The 17,768-nt window shown below is 69.4% G+C and carries 13 protein-coding genes; 4 read left to right on the plus strand and 9 right to left on the minus strand.

Annotation, left to right across the window (positions count from 1 at the left end):
- Positions 1-37 precede the first annotated feature (37 nt).
- The 7 genes from D7X12_RS01080 to D7X12_RS01110 all read right to left on the minus strand — a co-directional run bounded on the left by D7X12_RS01080 (position 38) and on the right by D7X12_RS01110 (position 10,222).
- The gene (locus D7X12_RS01080; protein ID WP_120623404.1) at positions 38-1,753 is read right to left on the minus strand and encodes a tetratricopeptide repeat protein; all 1,716 of its coding nucleotides are present in this window, start codon (positions 1,751-1,753) and stop codon (positions 38-40) included.
- Positions 1,720-1,935: a hypothetical protein gene (locus tag D7X12_RS44900; RefSeq protein WP_147443472.1), complete on the minus strand. Its 216-nt coding sequence runs from the start codon at positions 1,933-1,935 to the stop codon at positions 1,720-1,722. The genes D7X12_RS01080 and D7X12_RS44900 overlap by 34 nt, the downstream gene beginning before the upstream one ends.
- Positions 1,936-1,969: 34 nt before the next feature.
- A complete protein-coding gene (gene cglE, locus D7X12_RS01090) occupies positions 1,970-2,611 on the minus strand; it encodes an adventurous gliding motility protein CglE (RefSeq protein WP_120623406.1) in 642 nt (213 codons plus the stop codon).
- A gap of 120 nt (positions 2,612-2,731) precedes the next feature.
- The gene (gltG, locus tag D7X12_RS01095; RefSeq protein WP_120623407.1) at positions 2,732-4,699 is read right to left on the minus strand and encodes an adventurous gliding motility protein GltG; all 1,968 of its coding nucleotides are present in this window, start codon (positions 4,697-4,699) and stop codon (positions 2,732-2,734) included.
- 79 nt (positions 4,700-4,778) lie between these two features.
- Positions 4,779-5,051, minus strand: coding sequence for an adventurous gliding motility protein CglF (cglF, locus tag D7X12_RS01100; protein ID WP_120623408.1), 273 nt, complete (start codon positions 5,049-5,051; stop codon positions 4,779-4,781).
- Positions 5,052-5,186: 135 nt separating this feature from the next.
- Positions 5,187-6,632: an adventurous gliding motility TPR repeat lipoprotein GltE gene (gltE, locus tag D7X12_RS01105; RefSeq protein WP_120623409.1), complete on the minus strand. Its 1,446-nt coding sequence runs from the start codon at positions 6,630-6,632 to the stop codon at positions 5,187-5,189.
- The gene (locus tag D7X12_RS01110) at positions 6,632-10,222 is read right to left on the minus strand and encodes a tetratricopeptide repeat protein (RefSeq protein WP_208718757.1); all 3,591 of its coding nucleotides are present in this window, start codon (positions 10,220-10,222) and stop codon (positions 6,632-6,634) included. Before D7X12_RS01110 ends, gltE begins: the two co-directional genes overlap by 1 nt.
- Positions 10,223-10,525: 303 nt before the next feature.
- Between D7X12_RS01110 and D7X12_RS01115 the strand changes: the two genes are divergently transcribed.
- Positions 10,526-11,176, plus strand: a complete 651-nt coding sequence (locus D7X12_RS01115) for a hypothetical protein (RefSeq protein WP_120623436.1) — start codon at positions 10,526-10,528, stop codon at positions 11,174-11,176.
- Positions 11,177-11,243: 67 nt separating this feature from the next.
- A complete protein-coding gene (locus D7X12_RS01120) occupies positions 11,244-12,200 on the plus strand; it encodes an ATP-binding protein (RefSeq protein WP_120623411.1) in 957 nt (318 codons plus the stop codon).
- Here D7X12_RS01120 and D7X12_RS01125 read toward each other — a convergent pair whose 3' ends face one another.
- A complete protein-coding gene (locus D7X12_RS01125; RefSeq protein WP_120623412.1) occupies positions 12,201-14,783 on the minus strand; it encodes a N,N-dimethylformamidase beta subunit family domain-containing protein in 2,583 nt (860 codons plus the stop codon). It lies immediately after the preceding gene.
- A 166-nt stretch (positions 14,784-14,949) separates the two neighbouring features.
- Entirely contained in the window at positions 14,950-16,143 is a 1,194-nt protein-coding gene (locus tag D7X12_RS01130; protein ID WP_120623413.1) for an aspartate kinase, read from the minus strand.
- A gap of 42 nt (positions 16,144-16,185) precedes the next feature.
- Here D7X12_RS01130 and D7X12_RS01135 point away from each other — a divergent pair, with 42 nt between their 5' ends.
- Positions 16,186-16,929 carry an ABC transporter ATP-binding protein gene (locus D7X12_RS01135; protein ID WP_208718759.1) on the plus strand — a complete coding sequence of 248 codons (744 nt, stop codon included), beginning with the start codon at positions 16,186-16,188 and terminating at the stop codon, positions 16,927-16,929.
- Positions 16,930-16,964: 35 nt separating this feature from the next.
- Positions 16,965-17,768 carry an ABC transporter permease gene (locus tag D7X12_RS01140; RefSeq protein WP_120623414.1) on the plus strand — a complete coding sequence of 268 codons (804 nt, stop codon included), beginning with the start codon at positions 16,965-16,967 and terminating at the stop codon, positions 17,766-17,768.

Raw genomic sequence — 17,768 nt, forward strand, 5'->3', positions numbered from 1 at the left:
CCCGGGCAATCGCGCAAAACCCGTCAACCGATGGGATTTATTGGCTTTCTTGCTCGCCAGCCGAGGAAGCATTTTCCGCCGACGTCGCCGCGCCATCCGCGCCGTCCGCATCTTCACCGGCTTCCGACTTGTCGCCCGCAGCGCCCGGGGGAGGCGTCGCCGGAGCCTCGGGGAGGGCCTTCGCCCGCTCCAGGCCCGCGCTGTCGTTGAGCTGCGTGTACAGCGCGATGGCCTTCTCGCGCTGCTGCAGCTCTTCGGCGAACTGCGCGGCGCGGGGCAGGTCCCCGAGCTTCTCGTACAGAGGCAGGGCCTTGTCCTTGCGGCCCGCCTGCGTCCACGTCTCCGCGGCGGCGGCCGTGTCGCCCAGGAGCTCCAGCCACCGGGCACGGCCGGCGGGCTTCTGCTCCTGTTCGGCGCGGGCCAGCTCGCGCTGCGCGAGCTCCTTGGCCTCGTCCTCGAGGGTGAGCCGCTGCATGAAGTGGAACGCCTTGGGCGGAGGCAGGGGGCTCAACACCTCCACCGCTTCACGCCGCTGGCCCACGGCCACCAGCAGGGTCGCCGCGCCCAGCCGGTCGCCACGCTCCACCAGGCCCTTCACCTCCAGGCCCCGGATGCGGTTGGCGCTCGGCAGGTCCCGGGCGCGCTCGTACGCCTTGCGCGCCAGGGTCAGCTTGTTCGCGCGCTCGTAAGCGAGCGCCGCCTGGTCGAACTGACGCGCGCGCTCGTAGAGGCGGGCGACGTTCTCGAAGTCGGCCTTGGCGACGTAGTGCTCCATGAGGAGCTCGTACGCGCCCGCCTTCTCCAGCGTGGGGCCAATCTGATCCGGCGGCAGCGTGCCGACGAGGCGACGGGCCGCGTCGTTGTCCTGCCCGGCCAGCGCCGTGCGCAGCGCGCTCTTCAGGTCTCCGCCCGCCTCGAACAGGCGGGTGGCGTCCGCGAAGCCGTTGTTGCGCTCGTGCAGCCGCGCGGCATCGCGCGTGCGACCCAGGGTCTCCAGCTGCGCCGCCTGCTCCTTCCAGTCGCCCGTCAGCTCCGGCATCGGCGCGCGCTCGGGGCGCTCACCGCGGGGCGGACGCTCGGCGCGCTCCGGACGCTCGGCCCGGGGCGGACGCTCGCGCCGCTCACCGGCGGCGCCGCGCTCCGGACGGTCTCCGCGCGGAGGACGGTCGGACCGCTCCCGGCGCTCACCAGGGCCGCCGCGATCCGGACGCTCGGACCGCTCGCGCGGCGCCTCGCTCCGGGCAGGCGCCTCGGGCTCCGGGGTCGGCTCGCGACCGCTGAGGGTGAAGGCCGCCTGGGAACGCTCGCGATCCCCCGCGGCGCGCCAGACGCGGCCCACCAGGGTCATCACGTCCAGCCAGGCCGCGTGCTTCGCCTTCGCGGGATCCTCGGCCGGAGCCGCGGGAGCCGCCTCGGCGGGCGTGGCACCCTCCGTCGGCGCGGCAGCCTCGCCTTCCGCGGCCGGAGCCTCGGAGGGCGCAGCGGACTCGGCACCTTCCGTCGACGCCGCTGCTTCCGGAGCCACGGCGCCCGCTTCCGGCAGGGCCGGCTTGGGCTGACGCTGCACGCGCAAGAGCGTGGTGATGAGCCGCCCGCGCGTGTTGAGGTCCAGGTCGTCCAGCGACTTGAGGTTCATGGGCCGCAGCGAGCGGACAATGGCCTCCAGCGGACCCTTCTCCGCCGCGAAATCGTTCTTGGAGAGCGCCTTCTCCAGGACGCTCAGCTCGGCGATGACGCGCTGGCCCGGACCCACCGGACCGGCATCCCGGTCGCGGCCTCGGCCTTCGCCCCGCCCGCGCCCTTCACCGCCACCACGGCCGCCGCCTGGACCCCCTGGACCGCCACCACGACCGCCGAATCCACCCGGCCCGTCACGGCGAGGCCCCTGACCCGGCGCGCCCCCACCCGGACCGCGTCCACCCGGACGCGATCCACCGCTTCCATTCTCCTGAGCCACGTGAATCTCCCGCTAGAACGCGTAGCGAATGTTGGGCGCGACCGCGAACCCGAAGGCGCCCTTGGAGGCGAGGTAGTTCCCCGTGACCTCCAGCCCCACCGAGAAGTGGCGCAGCCGCGTGTAGTACTCCACTCCGGGCCCGGCAAACACAAGAATGTCGGAATCCGGGAGGAGCTTCTTGGGAGAGAACATCGCGTAGCCCACGCCGGCACGGGCGTAGATCCACGTGCGCTTGACCTCCTGGCTGTCCGCGAAGCCCACCAGGCGGGCGCGCAGCACCGCCCCCGGCGTCATCATGGAGAAGTCGCCGGAGGCCGCGCCCTGCGAGTCACCGACGTAGTCAGAGCCCGCGCGGTTCACCGAGCCCATGAAGAAGACGCCCAGCGACAGGCGCTCTCCCAGGTCGATGCCCAGCTCCACCTGGGCGAACTGGCCGGACGAGAAGGGCCGGGGGCCCGACGACGCGGGAGGGTTGGCGATCCACGAGGGGCCGCCGTACACCGCGAAGTACACACCGCGCTCGACCTCGTCGAAGGTCACCGCGGGACGGTCCTGCATCGCGGTGGACCCGGCACTGGGAGTCTCCTGCGCACCCGAAACCCCGGGAAGGAGGAACGTGGCGCACAGGACGAGAGGAGCAAGGACTTTCTGCATGGAAGGCAGCCTGGGGGGGCAGGACTCCCGCGGGGACGGGAGGAGGAAGTGAAGAAGCGGGCAGCCCTGTCGCCAGGGCCGCCCGCGCGGAATACGGATGCGGCGCGTTGCAAGTCTACGCTAGTCGCCGGCCTGCTTGAAGATGAACGGGTAGGTGACGATCACCGAGCCGCCACCCTTGGGCTCCGGGAACTTCCAGGTGCGCACGCGGCCCGCGACGCAGGTCTCCAGGTCCGAGTTGCCCGCCGTGGACTGCGCGACGTTGGACGTGGCCACCGAGCCGGTGGCGCTGATGATGAACTTCACGGACACCTTGCCGCCCAGCTTGGGGAAGCGGTTGAGCAGGCTCTCGTAGCAGTAGCGGATCTGCCCGCGGTTGCGCTGGATGACCTGACGGATGAGCTCCTTGTCCAGCGAGCCCATGACCTCCGGGTCCGAGGACGTGATGCCCACGTCCACGCTCTGCTTGCCGCCGAGCGTGCCCACGCCGGTGCCGTAGCTGCCGCTGCCGCCGCCACGGCCCTTGGTGCCGATGCCGCCGATGCCGATGCTGTCACCGGTGCCGCCGCCACCGCCGCCGCTGCCGCGCAGACCCAGGCCGCCGAAGCCGCCCGCGTCGCCCGCCTTGGCGCCGAACATGTTGCCCATGGCGCTCTTGAGCTCACCGCCGAGGCCGGACTTGCCGAAGATGGTGGAGATGCCGCCCTTGCCGCCGCCGAAGATCTTCGCGGTGAGGGCGCGCGCCTCGTCCTTCTTGTTCGGGTCGCCCTTGGGCGCGGTGCGGTTGTTGGCCTTGGGCGCGTCCTTCTTGCCCATCTGGCCTTCATCGCCGCGCGACTTCTGGGCCATCTCGCCCGACTTCTTCTCCTTCTGCTGGTTCAGCTTCTCCAGGAACTTGTTCTTCTGGGTCTCCGGAGGCTTGATGATCAGCTTCGCGATGCGCGCGTCATTGCCCGCGAGCTCATCCGCGTACTCGTCCCCTTCCCCGCTGCTGTTCATCGAGTGGATGACGAACGCGGTGGCGATGAAGAACATCACCAGGAAGATGTTGAGCGCCGTGTAGTCGAGGTTCTCCCCGATCGGCACGACGACGCGCTTGGGCACCGGCTGGAACTGCGCCTCCAGCGTGACGCCGCCCAGGTCCACCCAGAAGAAGTCGTCCGCCTCCAGCGTGACGGCGTAGGACTCGCCCTCGTTGGACGCCTTGCCCGACTCGATGACGGCTTCCAGGTCCAGCGTCTGGCCCTTGCGGGTGAGCTCGCCCTTCATCTTGCGCGCGAAGCGCACGGAGAAGGCCTGGCCGTCGGTGCGCAGCACCTCGAAGGACGGGCCGCCCAGCTTGGCGTCACCCATCACGAAGTCCACGCCCTTGGCGGAGCCGACCGTGAAGCCCTTCTTCTGGCCCGGAGGCACGAAGAACTCGCCCACGCGCTGATCACCCCAGAGCAGGCGCAGCGACACACCCTGCGGCCCGTTGGACTTGGTGCGGCGCACGGTGCGGACGCGCGGCGCCTCCTCCTCGTCCTCGGAAGGAGCCTCCGGCGCCTGCGCGGCGGCGGGCACCACGGCGTGCTTCTGCGTGGGCGCGACCGACGCATCCATCGCGGCGGGGGCCGTGGGGCGCGGCGCGGCGACGGGCGCCGTCACAGGGGCCGCGACGGCGGGAGCGGCCACGGCCTGCGCGATGGCGGCGGCGGAAGCGCCGGCCACGTGGGCCACGGTGGTGTTCTTGTCGGTGGGCGCGTCCGCCTGGGCGACGGCGGCGGCCAGGTTCACCGCGGCGACCGCGGCCGGGTTCTCCAGGCGGATGGTGGTGCCGCCCACGCGGACCTCGTCACCGAAGGAGACCTGCCCCTTGTTGACGCGCTTGCCGTTGACGTAGGTGCCTTCGACGCTGCCCATGTCGATGATGGACATGGAGCCGTCGCCCGCGACCTCGATGACGGAGTGGATGCGGCTGACCTTGTCGTCCTCCAGGCACAGGTGCGCGGAAGAGAGACGACCAATCTTGATGATGTCGCGCTCGTAGTCCTTGGAGGCGACCAGCGTGTCGCCCTTGAAGACCTTGAGTGTCAGAGGTACGGCCATGAAGGGGGGCTCCCGGTTCGCTTACGCGCTCGTTGGACAACAGGGTCGGCGGAAGGTTCCCGCCGCAATTCGTGAGGATTTACAGCTCACCCACGGACTGCATGACCTTGTCCTCGAAGTCCTCGCGGATCCGGATGAGGTTCGAGTGCTTCACCGACTTGCGCGCCTCGACGTACTCGCCATCCGGCTTCGTGAGGTCGCCCTCGATGGTGTCGTCCTCGAAGTCGACGTTCGTCGTCTTCTGCATCCGGGCACCGCCGCCTTCGCCACCGCCCTGCGCCTTGCCGCCCTCATCCTGGGCGAAGGCGGGAGCCACCGACAGCGTCACGCACAGCATCAGCCACTTCCGCATCCTGCCTCCACGAGGGGCCCCTTCCCGGGCCCACTTGTTCCGCACGGCACCCCCGCGAAATGCCGGGGGCTCACAAGGTTCGCATCATCCCGAGTCACACCGCCAGCGTGAAGCCACTGGCGGGCTTCTCCTACATCACAGCAGGTCGTCGGTCGGTTCGTCCGCGTCCGCCGGAGCTGCATTCTTCTGGGGAGGCGCCGCCGGGGGACCGCCCGCCGGAGTGGCCGCGGCCGGCTGCGCGCCGGTGGCGGCGGCCGGGGTGGCCTTGGGGGCGGTGCCGTCGCCGGACACCGGCGTCGCGGCGGAGTTGGGCGCGGGCTGGCCCTTCTGCTTCGACTCCTCGGCCTTCATCGCGGCCTGCTGCTGGGCCTGGAGCGCCTCCATCTGCTTGGCCTGCTCCTCGGCGGCCTTCGCCTCACGCTTGGCCTGCACGATGCTCTCCGCTTCGCGCATCAGGCCGAAGACGGGGGACTCGGCATTGAGCGCGACCTCGCCGCCCGCCAGGGCGACGTACTTGCGGTACAGCTCCACCGCGCGCTCCGGGGCGTCCTTCACCTTGTGCAGGATGATGCCGCGGTTGAGGTAGGTGGCGCCCAGCTCCGGGTTGAGCTTCTCCGCCTCGTCGTACTCCTGCATGGCCTTGTCGTACTGGCCCTGGCCCTTGAGCGCGATGCCCAGGTCCACATGCGCGGCGGCGTTCTTGCCGTCGTTCTGCAGGATGCGGCGCAGGTGCTCTTCAGCGCCGGGGAAGTCCTCGGCGTCCAGCGCCAGCTGCGCGAGCGCCACGTGCGACGGCACGTAGTCCGCCTTCGCCTCCAGCGCGCTCTTGAACTGCAGGCGCGCGCCGGCGTTGTCCCCTTCCTTCTGGAGGATGAGGCCCACGGCGTGGTGCAGCTCCGGATCCGTGGCGTCCAGCTTCACCGCGCGCAGCGCGACGAGCTTCGCCATGGCCAGCTGCTTGCGCTCCAGGTAGCTGCGGATCATCACCTTCAGGGCGTTGGTGTTCTGCGGGTCGCGCATGAGCGCGGCGCGCGACAGCTCCATCGCCTTGTCGTGGTCGTTGTTCTGCCGGTAGATCTCCGCGAGGCGGGCCCGCGAGCCTGCATCGTCCGGGTAGCGCGTGAGCACGTCCTGGTAGAGCGCGACCGCGCCGGCCACGTCACCGGAGTTCTGGCGCATGATGGCCAGGTTGTCCGACGCCTGCCGCAGCGACGGCTTCTTGGTGAGCGCCGCCTGGTAGTGGGCGCGCGCCTCGTCGGGCTTGCCCATGCGCTCGGCGATGACGCCCAGGTTGTACTCGGCCTCCGCGAGGTTCTGGTCCGCCTCCGCGGCGGCCTTGAACTTGCGCTGGAGCGACGGGTAGTCGAACGCCTTGGCCTTCTTCTGCGCGTCGAAGGACTTCACCGCGTCATCGAACAGCAGCATGGCGCGGTTGGAGATGGCCACCGGCCCCGTGGGCGAGGTGGTCGTCGGCTTCGTGACCACGGGCTTGGCCGCGGTCTGCGAAGAGGTGCAGCCGACGGCGCTGAGGGCCAGCGTGGCCAGGAGGAGGGCGGGACGGAACGGGTGCGTGCGATTCATTAGAGGAAGTCCTCCGGCTCCTGATCATCAACGGTCTTCTTGGGGGCGCTGCCGTCCTTGGAGGCGGCGGGCTTGGCGATCTCGGACTCGGTCTGCTGGCGGAGCTGATCCGTCAGCGTGGACAGGTCCTCGTTGAGCGCCTCGCTCTTGGCCAGCTTCTCTGGCTCGGGCTTCGCCGTGGGGGGCGGGATGTCCTGCACGGCGGCCAGCAGGTCGCCGCCCAGCACCAGCTCCTTGCTCTTGAGCGCGAGCTTCTCCTCCAGCACCTCCGGGTACCGGTCCGGGGCGTAGGTGGTGCGCAGGATCTTCAGGCTGTTCGCGGCGCAGTCGTTGAACACGCCCAGCTCGCGGCTCTTGGCGACCGCGCCGGAGAAGGCCTCCGTGGCCTTGTCCTTGAGCGGCTGCGCCTGGTTGGTGAACTCGTCGCGCAGCGCCTGCTGGGACTCCTCGTCCAGGCCGCGCGGCATGGGCGCGTTCACCACGAGCTCCGCCATGTGGTCGTACGCCATGCCAATGCGCTGCAGCGCGCAGATGGCCGGCTCCGGGGCGCCCAGGGCCACCGTCTGCACGTACTTCTTCTGGACGACCTCCAGCGCGCGGCCCTTGTCGGCCAGCGAGCCCTTGAAGCGCTCCGGCGACGGCGGCACGCCCCAGTACAGCTTCAGGCGCTTGAACTCGACCCAGTCCGGCTCGATGGCGAGCAGGCTCGCCTGCGCGGCGGCGGCCAGTGCGGGCTTCTCCAGGGCCGTCTGGGCGCGGCGCGGGAGCTGGTCGAAGTACTCGTAGATGCGCTTGTTCATGCGCGCCACGTCGCGCGTCTTCTTCATCTTCTCGTAGATGGCGACGATGCGGCCTTCGGCGTTGAGGAACTTGCTCGACGAGCGCTGGTTGTCACGCTCGTACTCCTCCAGCAGCTTGATGGCCTTCATGGACGCGCCCTGCTTCACGTGCAGGTCCACGATGGAGAGGAACACGCCTTCGGCGTCCTTCGACTTCGGCCACAGCTCCAGGTAGTGCTCGCGGTTCTTGAGCGCGGCCTTCAGCTGGCCCAGGCCCTCGCGGTAGGTGGACGCGTTGAACAGGGCGATCTGCGCCTTGGACTCGTCCCACTTCTGCACCACCGCGGGCTTCGCGGGGGCGTCGTCGGAGCCCTGCTTCGCGCGGGCCTTCGCCTTGGCCTTCGCCTTGGCGCGGGCGGCCGGGGCGTTGCCCTTCTCGCTCAGGTTGCGCTCGTAGCCGCGCACGTAGAGTTCGTAGGTGGTCGCCGCGTCCTCGAAGTCACCGATGGCCTCCAGCGCCTCCGCGTTCGCGTAGATGGAGTCCGGCACGTACTTGGACCGCGGGTACTCCGCGAACAGGCGCTTGCGGACCTCGATGGCCTTGTCCAGGCTCTTCGCCTTGTAATAGTCGACGGACGCGTTGTAGAGCGCCAGGTCCGCGATCTCCGTCTGCGGGAAGTCGTGGACGAAGTTCAGGTACGCCTCGGCCGCCTTGGAGAACTCCTTCTTCTCCTCCAACTGGCTGACCAGCTTGAACGACGACTGTTCAATCAGCTTCGCCAGGTCGTCGCGGAACTTGCCCACGGCGAGCTTGTCGTTCGCGTAGAAGCGGCGCGCCCACTCGTTCACCTTCGCGAAGTCCTGCAGCAGGTTGTACGAGTCGAGGATGAGGTTGGCGGCGATCTCACCGGCGCGCTGGCCGTCCTCGAACTTGTACTCGGGGTAGCCCAACGCGATCTCGCTGAAGCGCAGCACCGCTTCGTCGAAGTGGTTGTGGCGGTAGTAGATGTTGGCCGCCTTGAAGGCGATCTCCACGCGCTTGTCGCCCTTGGGGACGTACTTCAGGTAGCGCTCGCACGCGTCCAGCAGCGACTTCTTCAGCGTGGGGATGGTGATCTTCTTGGTGATGTCGGAGCCGGCGGACTCGCTCTTGGCCTCACCGCGCGCCTCGGCCGACTTGACGACCTCGTCGTAGGCGAGCACCGCGTTGTAGGAGGCGTTGGACAGCCACTTGCCCGGCTTGCCCGGCTTGGGCTTGCCCTTGTCGTCCTTGGCCTCCAGCACCTTGGCGTCCTGGAGGACGACGAGGGTGTAGTTGGCGGCGGCCTTGTCGAAGTTCTGCAGGCTGTCGTTGAGGAGCTCCGCCCAGAAGAAGCGCAGGTCGTACGCCTTGGGGTTCTCCGGGAAGAGCGTGAGGTAGTCGCTGTACACGGCGTCCGCGTACTTGAAGGTCTCCTCGTTGCGCGTCTTCTTGCCCTCGTTGTGCCAGGTGACGGCGAGGTTGGAGAGCGTGCGCTCGGACAGCTCCTTCGCCTCCGCGAGCGCCTTCTTGTCCTTGTCGTCCTTGATGACGCCGGAGGACTCCACGTCCTTCATGATCTTCACGAGCCGGCGCACCTGGGCCACGGTGCGCTCCTTGTTGCCCATGCGAAGGATGCAGTCGACGATCTTCCCCTGGAAGCCGGGCGCCTCCGGCGACAGCGGCTTCTCCTTGATCAGGGCGTTGTACGTGATGGCCGCTTCGCGGTCCTTGCCGTCGCCGTAGTACAGGTTCGCGAGCTGCTTCATCATCGCGAAGCGGTCTTCCGGGTTGGTGGCGACCTTGCCGAAGTCCGCGCGGGCCTGCGTCACGTCACCCTCGCGGGCGAAGGAGCGCACGTAGTCTGCGCGGGCTTCGCGCACGAGCGAACCCTTCGCCTTGGCCTTGCCGTCCTTCTCCACCGCGGCGGCGCCGGCCAGCTCACCGTAGAGGACGACGGTCTTGTACTTGTCCTTCGCGGACTCGTACTCGCCCATGTTGAAGTAGCACCAGCCCTGCTTGTAGAGGGCGAAGGCGTAGACCTGGTTCTCCGGGAACTCGGCGGCCTTCTTGTAGGCCGCGAGCGCCTTCTCCAGCTCCGGGCGCTTGCCCTTGGAGTTGTTGAAGTAGTACTCGCCGAAGGCGAAGTACGCGTCCGGGATGTACTTGGACTGCGGGTGCTTTTCGATGAGGCGCTTGAACGCGACGAGCGCCTTCTTGTCCTGGCCGTCCTCCATCAGGTACTGGCCGAGGAAGAAGAGCACTTCGTCCGTGCGCTCGAACTTCGGGTACTCCTGGACGATCTTCGTGTACTGCTCGACGGCGTACTTGCCGTTCTCCTTCACCTTCGCCATCAACTCCGCCTTCTCCGCCTTGGCCTTCTGCTGGCCCGCGGCGTCGTTGCGGTTCATGGCGACGATGAGCTCATCGTCCTTCCGGTTGGCTTCGAAGAAGAAGAACTTCGACTCCTCCCAGTAGAGCTCACCCAGGCGGAACAGCAGGCTGGGCGCCTCCTTCTGGTCGGGCGACAGGGAGATGATCTTGCGGAGCGATTCAATCTGCTCGCGGCGCTTGGAGGCGACCTGCACCTCCACGCCCAGGCGGAACTGATCATATTGCAGCGCGGGAGCGGCCTGCTGGGCTTCCTTCGGGCGCGTGATGTCGCCAGCGAGGGACTTGTCCACGGTGGTGGTGGACTTCTTGCCCAGGTCAGCGTCGCGCAGTGCTTTCTTCTCCTGGGCGGAAGCCATGGAAGTCAGGAGAACGAGGCAAACGAGTAGCGAGCGGCGCATGGTCTTCCTAGGAACGAGGGACCGGCGTCCCCGGTGGCCTGCCTGCTTGGCAAGTGTCCGGGAATCTTCGGGAATTTCCATGAGGGGACCCGCACTATGCGCGGTTTCCGCAAGGCGGGTCAACTTGGACGGACGGACGTTCGGTCCGTTGAATAGCAGGCGAGAAAACTTCAAATTCATTGTGCTCAGGGGGCAGCCAGCCGAGTCAGTCACTGTGGCCGGAAGGTTGCGGTGTCGGATCCAGGGGGTATTGAAAGCGGACGGTCGAACGACTGGCCGCCCTGCTTGGAGCCGTCGCGGATCATGAGCCTTCTGCCGGAGAGCGCCAGCTTTGAAGAGCTGGTGCAGGACTACTTCCTCGCGGTGCGTGGCGCGGGGCTGATGTTGTCCGCGCTGGATACCCAGCTGGTGACGGCGTGGGCGCAGGAGGGTGTTCCCTTCGAGGTGGTGGCGCGCGGCATCTCCCGTTCAGCGGAGAAGGCGCTGTGGGACGCGCGCCCCGGAGAGCCGGTGCTGCGCTCGCTGCGGGCGTGCCGGCGCCAGGTGGAGACGGAGATCCGCAAGTACCGCGACCTGTCCGCGGGCCAGGGGGAGGAGCCCGCCCCCGCCGCGAAGAAGCGGCCGGCGCGCTCGTGGGAGGAGGTGCGCCATGCGCGGCTGTGCGCGGCGCTCCGGGCCCTGACGGAGCGTGAGTCCGAGCTCGCTCCCCGGGTGCACCGACTGTTGGATACGGTCCTCGCGTGCGTGCCCCAGGAGCCCGCGGCGATGGATCAGCAGGAGTCGTGGGCGCTGCTGGCGCTGCTGCGCGCCCTGCCCTTCTCCGAGCGGCGCAGGGTGTGGCGCGACGCGCGGACCGGAGAGCAGCAGCTCATGACGGCCCGGGCGCGGCGGGTGTCCCGGCGCTTCCGGTTGCAGGCCGCGGTGCGGCGGCGGCTGGACATGAAAGAGACCTGAGGGGTTGGGCCCCTGCCGCGAGCCTGAACGGAAGTTCAGCGAGCTGACGAGCAGGGATGGCGGTGGTATGGCTGGGCGCCTGATGGCTGCCAAGGCGAACGGCGAGGCTTGCGCGGAGTGCAGCGGGCGGACGTACCTCATCGAGCGGCGCGGAGAGCTCGCGTCGGCGCGGGTGTGTCCCTGCTCGGAGAACTGCCCGGTGTGCGGTGGGCGCGGGCACATCCTCGTGGAGAAGGAAGGCACCTTCAGCAAGAAGGTGGGCGCGCGGATGTACGAGGTGCTGGAGCCGTGCATGTGCACGCTGCGGCGCAAGCGGGTGGCGCTCTACAACGACGTGCAGATGCCGGGCGTCATGGCGCACGCGTCGTTCGACAACTACCGCCCCTTCAACGAGGCGCAGGACCGGGGCCGGGGCGTGGCGATGCACTTCGCCCACCAGTACGTGAAGGCCGCCACCAACAAGGGCTACGTGCTGAGCGGGCCGGTGGGCACGGGCAAGACGCACCTCCTGGCGGCGACGCTCGCGCACCTGGTGCTGGAGATGGGCGTGCGGGCCCGGTACGTGGAGATCTCCCTGCTGTACGCCACCATCCGGCGCGGCTTCCAGGACGGCAAGAGCGGCGGGGAGATCATCGGGCCGCTGTCGGAGGTGGAGGTGCTGGCCATCGACGAGCTGGGCAAGGGCCGCGGCAGCCCCTTCGAGATGGAGACGCTCGATGAGCTGATCGCCCGGCGCTACAACGCGGGCCGCACCACCCTGTTCGCGACGAACTACTCGCTGGAGCCGGAGCGCAAGGGTGCTCGCACCACCGCGCCCACGGGCTACCGCGCGACAGACGACGCGCGCACGGCGATGAAGGACGCGGAGCTGCTGCGCGAGCGCGTGGGCGAGCGCATCTACAGCCGGCTGTGTGAGATGTGCAGCTTCGTGGAGCTGCCGCGCGACACCCCGGACCGGCGGCGCACGCGGCAGGAGATGGACGCGCCCCCGCCCATGGGTGGGATGCGCAACCCCGGGCGCTGATCAGCGCGTGATGGCGCGCAGCAGCGAGTTGCCCGCGTCCGCCACGTAGAGCGTCCCGTCCGGCCCCACCGCGAGCCCCGCGGGCAGCACCAGTTGGGCCTCCCGGCCCGCTCCATCCTCGTGGCCATAGCGGCCGCTGCCCGCGAGCGTGGTCAGCTTCTCCGGCTCACCGGCCGCGTTGAACACGAGCCGGCGCACGCGGTAGTTGCCGGGGTCGGACACCGCGAGCGAGCCGTCCGGCAGCAGCGCGAGGCCCAGGTAGGGCAGGAGCTGCGCGTCCTTCGCCTCCCCGTCGCGGAAGCCGGGCGTGGAGCCCGTCATGACGGAGGTGACGCCGTCGCGCACGCGCACCACGCGCGCCATGCCGCTCTCCACGACGTACAGGGTGCCGTCCGCCGCCTGGACCGCCGCGGAGGGGCGGTAGAGCCAGTCGCCCTGCAGCGTCGTCACCGGGTTGCCGGGCGTCACCATGTCGATGCGGCGGATGACGCTGTTGTTCATGTCCGCGACGAGCAGCCCCGTGCCATCCGGCGTGAAGGACAGCCCGGTGGGCTGGTTGAAGGCCGCCGCGAGGGCGGGCCCGTCCAGGTAGCCGTAGGTGGTGCCCGCGAAGACCTGCGACTTGCCGTCCACGGAGATGCGCCGGATGAGGGCGTTCTCCGTGTCCGACACGTAGATGTTGCCCAGCGCGTCCGCGGCGATGCCCATGGGGCCCACGAGGTTGTTGAGCACCGTGCGGATCTTCCCGTCCGGCGACACGCGCTTGACGGCGTTGGCCAGCGCGTCCGCCACCGCCCAGCCGCCGTCCGGCAGCACCGCGACCGCGAGCGGCGCGCCCAGGGCATCCGCCGCCACCTTGGCGTCCGAGCGGCAGCGCTTGCCGGGCTCTCCCGCCACCGTGTGCACGGCCTGCGCGAACGGGCCCTGGGCCTGGGGCAGCGCGGGCGGCTGGAACTTCACCAGGTCCTCCGGCACCTTCCGGCCCAGCGCCTTGTAGAGCACGTTGGCCACGATGCGGCCCGCGCGGGCATCCGGCACGCGGTCCCCCACCCCGGCCAGCTTCTGCACGAAGTCGATGCCGCCCGAGGAGAACACGTACGCGTCCCCCTGCTTGCGCACCACCATGTGCGCGAAGCCGAAGCCGCCCTGGAGCGACAGCGAGGGAGACTCGGCGAGCACGTCCACCCCGGACGGTTGCCGGCCGTTGTTCACCAGCTGATCCACTTCGTAGCCGTTGGCCATCCACAGCGTGTCACCGTGCTTGAGCCCGGTGCCGGCGAAGGCCCAGTGGTCCGGCGCGGTGATGACCGTGGGGAAGGGCCACTGGTGCCAGCGCGCGGCGAACTGCACGCCCAGCAGCGCGTTCTCCGGACGGGGCGCGGGCAGGTCGCGGAACTTCACAGTCCTGCGCTGATCCTTGTACGGATCCGCCGCGTGGCCCTTGTAGCAGGTGACGACGCGGCGCTCGCGGCCGTCCGCCGCGGGCTCGAAGCGCACCTGCCAGTAGGCGTTGTTCGCGCCCAGGTTCAGCAGCGACCGGCCCTCCGTCAGCGCGCGGTCCGCGTGGTCGCGCTGCTTCGAGGACCAGTACTCGTCGTGCCCGGACATCACCCACACCTTCGCGCCGCGAAGGAAGTCGTAGCTTTCGTCCAGGTCCTCGTCGGTGAAGTAGCCCACGTCCAGGTCCTGCGACTCCAGCCACGTCACCAGGCTGAGGTCGTCCGTCATCAGGGCGCCGGTGCCCTGGGCCCGGTAGTACGGCCGGTCATAGGAGGACTTGAAGGCGCGGCTGACGCCCTGCGACTTCATCACGCCCTTCTGATCATCGTAGAGGCTGGTGCCGCCCCAGGTGTTGTACGCCGCCCAGCTGGAGGTGGGGATGAGCACCGCGACCTCGGAGCGCGGGTTGGCGTCGCGGACGAAGAAGGGCACGTAGCGCGACGGCTGATCCTCGCGCACGAGCTTCACCACGTACACGCCGCGCACCCAGTCCTTCGCGACGGGGATCTCCAGCGAGGGGGACCACGCGCAGGCGATGAGGCCCGTCGTCGGGTCCGCCGGGCAGTCCGCCTGCCGCGTGCCCTTCACGGGGCCGCCGCGCGCGACCTCGCGGGCGCCCACGCCGCCGTAGTAGCCCAGGCGATAGACGAACCACGTGAAGCTCTTCGCCTCCGACAGCGACACCGCCACGCGCAGCGACTCGCCCTGCGTCAGCGTGGCCTTGAGGGGATAGCCCTCGATTTCACGCTGGTTCGCGTTGCGGGTGATGCGCCAGTGGGCGGTCCCCTTCTTCTGGTTCTCCTTGTGCACCGCGTCCGCGTCGCGCGCGGGCAGCGAGGTGCCTCCATCCGGCAGGTTCGGGTCCGGCTCGTCCGGAGTGCCCGCGTCATATTCGGGCACGATGACGCCGCCATCCGGGCCAGGGAGCACACCCGCGTCGTCGTTGTTCAGCGGGGGATCATCATGGCGATCACCGGGAGGAGGCGTGCCCGGGGCAGGACCCGAGTCCTTGCACCCCGCCGAGCCCGTCACCAGGAGCGCCAACACCACTCCCAGCCCCATCCACCGACGCCCCTGTCCCATTGACCGACCCTCCACCCCGGTGTTCAGGAGCGGAGGGTAGGCATCGACTCCTGGGAGGGAAGCACCCTGCCCGACGTGGGCACAAAAGTTCGACACTTCCACCCCGCCAGGGTCCAAGCGGGCGCGCAATTCGCTGGATCAGCGAACATCCCTGGGACACCGGGTGTCAGCTACCCAGCAGTTCCCGGTGCAGCCTCGCCGTCAGCGGCTTCAGGTGGGCCTTGTCCACCAGCAGGGTCACTTGCAGGGGCGAGGTGCTCACGGCATGCACCCGGGCAGACAGGCCCTCGGCCGCTGCCAGGGCCTTCCTCAGGGGCACCCAGTCCGCGTTGAGGCCCACGCCCACGCAGGTGACGGTGCCCCACCCGTCCCGCCACTCCACCGCCGGGCCGAAGCGCGTGGACAGCTCCCGCTGGAGCGCTTCGGGGCCGTGCACGTCCGCGAGCGGCACCGCGAGGAAGGTGCGCCCCGGCGCGCCCGGCAGCCCGTCATGCGCGAGCGTCCGGCCGCGCACGGCGCGCGCGTCCAGGAACTCCAGCAGTTCCTCCAGGGCCACGGTGTCCCCGGCGACGAGCACCGCCATCTCCGCGTCGGCCGTCACGCCCTTGACGCGGCTGTCGGTGGGGACGGCCAGCTCCTGCACGGCGGTGCCGGTGCCCTGCCCGTGCGCGGTGCGCGCGAGGATGGTGATGCCGCGCGCCTTGGCCCACTCCACGGCCTGGGCGTTGAGCACCTTGGCGCCGGCGCTCGCCAGCTCCTGCATCTCGTCGTAGCTCAGGGTCTCCAGCTTGCGGGCGTCCGGCACCACCCGGGGGTCCGCGCTGAAGACGCCGTCCACGTCCGAGTAGATTTCACACGCCTCCGCCTCCAGCGCCGCCGCCAGCGCCACGGCGGTGGTGTCCGAGCCGCCGCGCCCCAGCGTCGTCACCTCCTTCTTGAAGGAGACGCCCTGGTAGCCCGCGACGATGACGACCTTGCCGTTCGCCAGCTCCTCCTGGATGCGGTAGGGCCGCACCTCCACGATGCGGGCCTGCGCGTGCGCGTCGTTGGTGATGATGCCGCTCTGGCTGCCGGTGAAGCTGATGGCCGGCACGCCGTGCTCCTGGAGCGCCATGGACAGGAGCGCCATGGAGATGCGCTCGCCGCACGTCAGCAGCATGTCCAGCTCCCGCCGGGGCGGGTCCGCCGACACGCCCTTGGCGAGCGCCAGCAGATCGTCCGTGGTGTCGCCCATGGCGCTCACCACCACCACCACCTGGTAGCCCGAGTCCCGCTTCTCCTTCACGCGACGGGCGACCTTGCCGAGCTTCTCCGCGTCGGCGACCGATGAGCCGCCGTACTTCTGAACCACGATTGGCATCCGCGCCTCGCTTCCCCGGCAGTGTAAAGTCCGCCCCCGCGCATGCCAATCACCGAGAAACCCATCATCGAGGTGCGCAACCTCACCCGGAGCTACCGCGATCGCGTGGCCATCCAGGACCTGTCCTTCACCGTGGGTGAGGGGGAGCTGCTCGGCTTCCTCGGGCCCAACGGCGCGGGCAAGTCCACCACGATGAAGATCCTCACCGGCTTCCTGCCGCCCACAGGGGGGCAGGTGAAGGTGGCCGGCTTCGACGTGTCCACGCACCCGATGGAGGTCAAACGGCGCATCGGGTACCTGCCGGAGACGCCGCCGCTGTACCCGGAGCTGACGGTGCACGGCTACCTGACGTTCGTGGCCGCGCTCAAGCAGGTGCCCGGCCACGCCGTGAAGGCGGAGGTGGAGCGGGTGGCGGGGCTCACCGGCGTGGGTGACGTGATGGGCCGTGTCATCCAGAACCTGTCCAAGGGCTTCCAGCAACGCGTGGGCATCGCGCAGGCGCTCTTGGGCTCGCCGCCGGTGCTCATCCTCGACGAGCCCACGGAGGGGTTGGATCCCACGCAGCGCGCGGAGCTGCGCGCGTTGATCCGCGGCCTGGCGGGCAAGCACACCGTGCTCCTGTCCACGCACATCCTCTCGGAGGTCGCCGTGACGTGCGAGACGGTGCTCATCCTCCACCAGGGCCGCGTGGTGGCCCATGAGGCCATCGCCACGCTCGCGCAGTCCCACGGCCAGGCCGAGCACGCCTCGCTGGAAGAAGTCTTCATCAAGCTGACCGCCGCCTGAGCGCCTCCCCTTCCCCTTCGAGGATTCCCCCCCGCATGCGCACCGCCCTGGCCATCGCCCGCAAGGAACTGGCCGTCGCCTTCACCACCCCGTGGGCCTACGTCGTGTTCACGGCGATGGCGGCGCTCTCGTCGTTCTTCTTCGTCAGCCTGCTGGAGCAGTTCCAGCAGGTGCAGTCGCTGGCGCGGGAGCACGGCTGGAGCAAGCTGCCGGCGGACTCGGTCGTCTACCGCAACCTCACCGACGGCGTGGTGGTGCAGCTGTGGGGCGTGGTGCTGATCATCACGCTCTTCATCGCGCCCTTCCTGTCCATGCGGTTGTTCGCGGAGGAGAAGCGCCAGAAGACGCTCGCGCTCCTGCTGACGACGCCGGTGCGGCCGGTGGACATCGTGCTGGGCAAGTACCTGGGAGGCCTGGGCCTCATCTTCGTCACGCTGGGGCTGACGCTGGTGTTCCCGCTGCTCTTGTCGGTGGTGGGTTCGAGCGAGTCCGGGCCCGCGCTGGAGTGGCCCACGGTGCTGCTGGGCTACGGGGCGGTGCTCCTGTGGGGCGCCACCTGCATGGCGGTGGGCCTGTTCATCTCCGCGCTGACGGAGAGCCAGATGCTGGCGGCCTTCCTCACCTTCACCGTGCTGCTGCCGTGGATGCTCCTGCGCGGCGTGGCCCAGTCCACGGAAGAGCCGCTGCGCTCCTTCCTGAGCTACCTGTCCTTCGACACCCAGTTGCAGGGGATGATCCAGGGCGTCCTGGAGGTGCAGGCGCTGGTGTTCTTCGCGTCCGTCATCCTGTTCTCGCTGCTGCTCACCCACCGCGCCGTGGAAGCGCAGCGCTACGTGTGA

The organism is Corallococcus sicarius, assembly GCF_003611735.1.
GTDB lineage: Bacteria > Myxococcota > Myxococcia > Myxococcales > Myxococcaceae > Corallococcus > Corallococcus sicarius.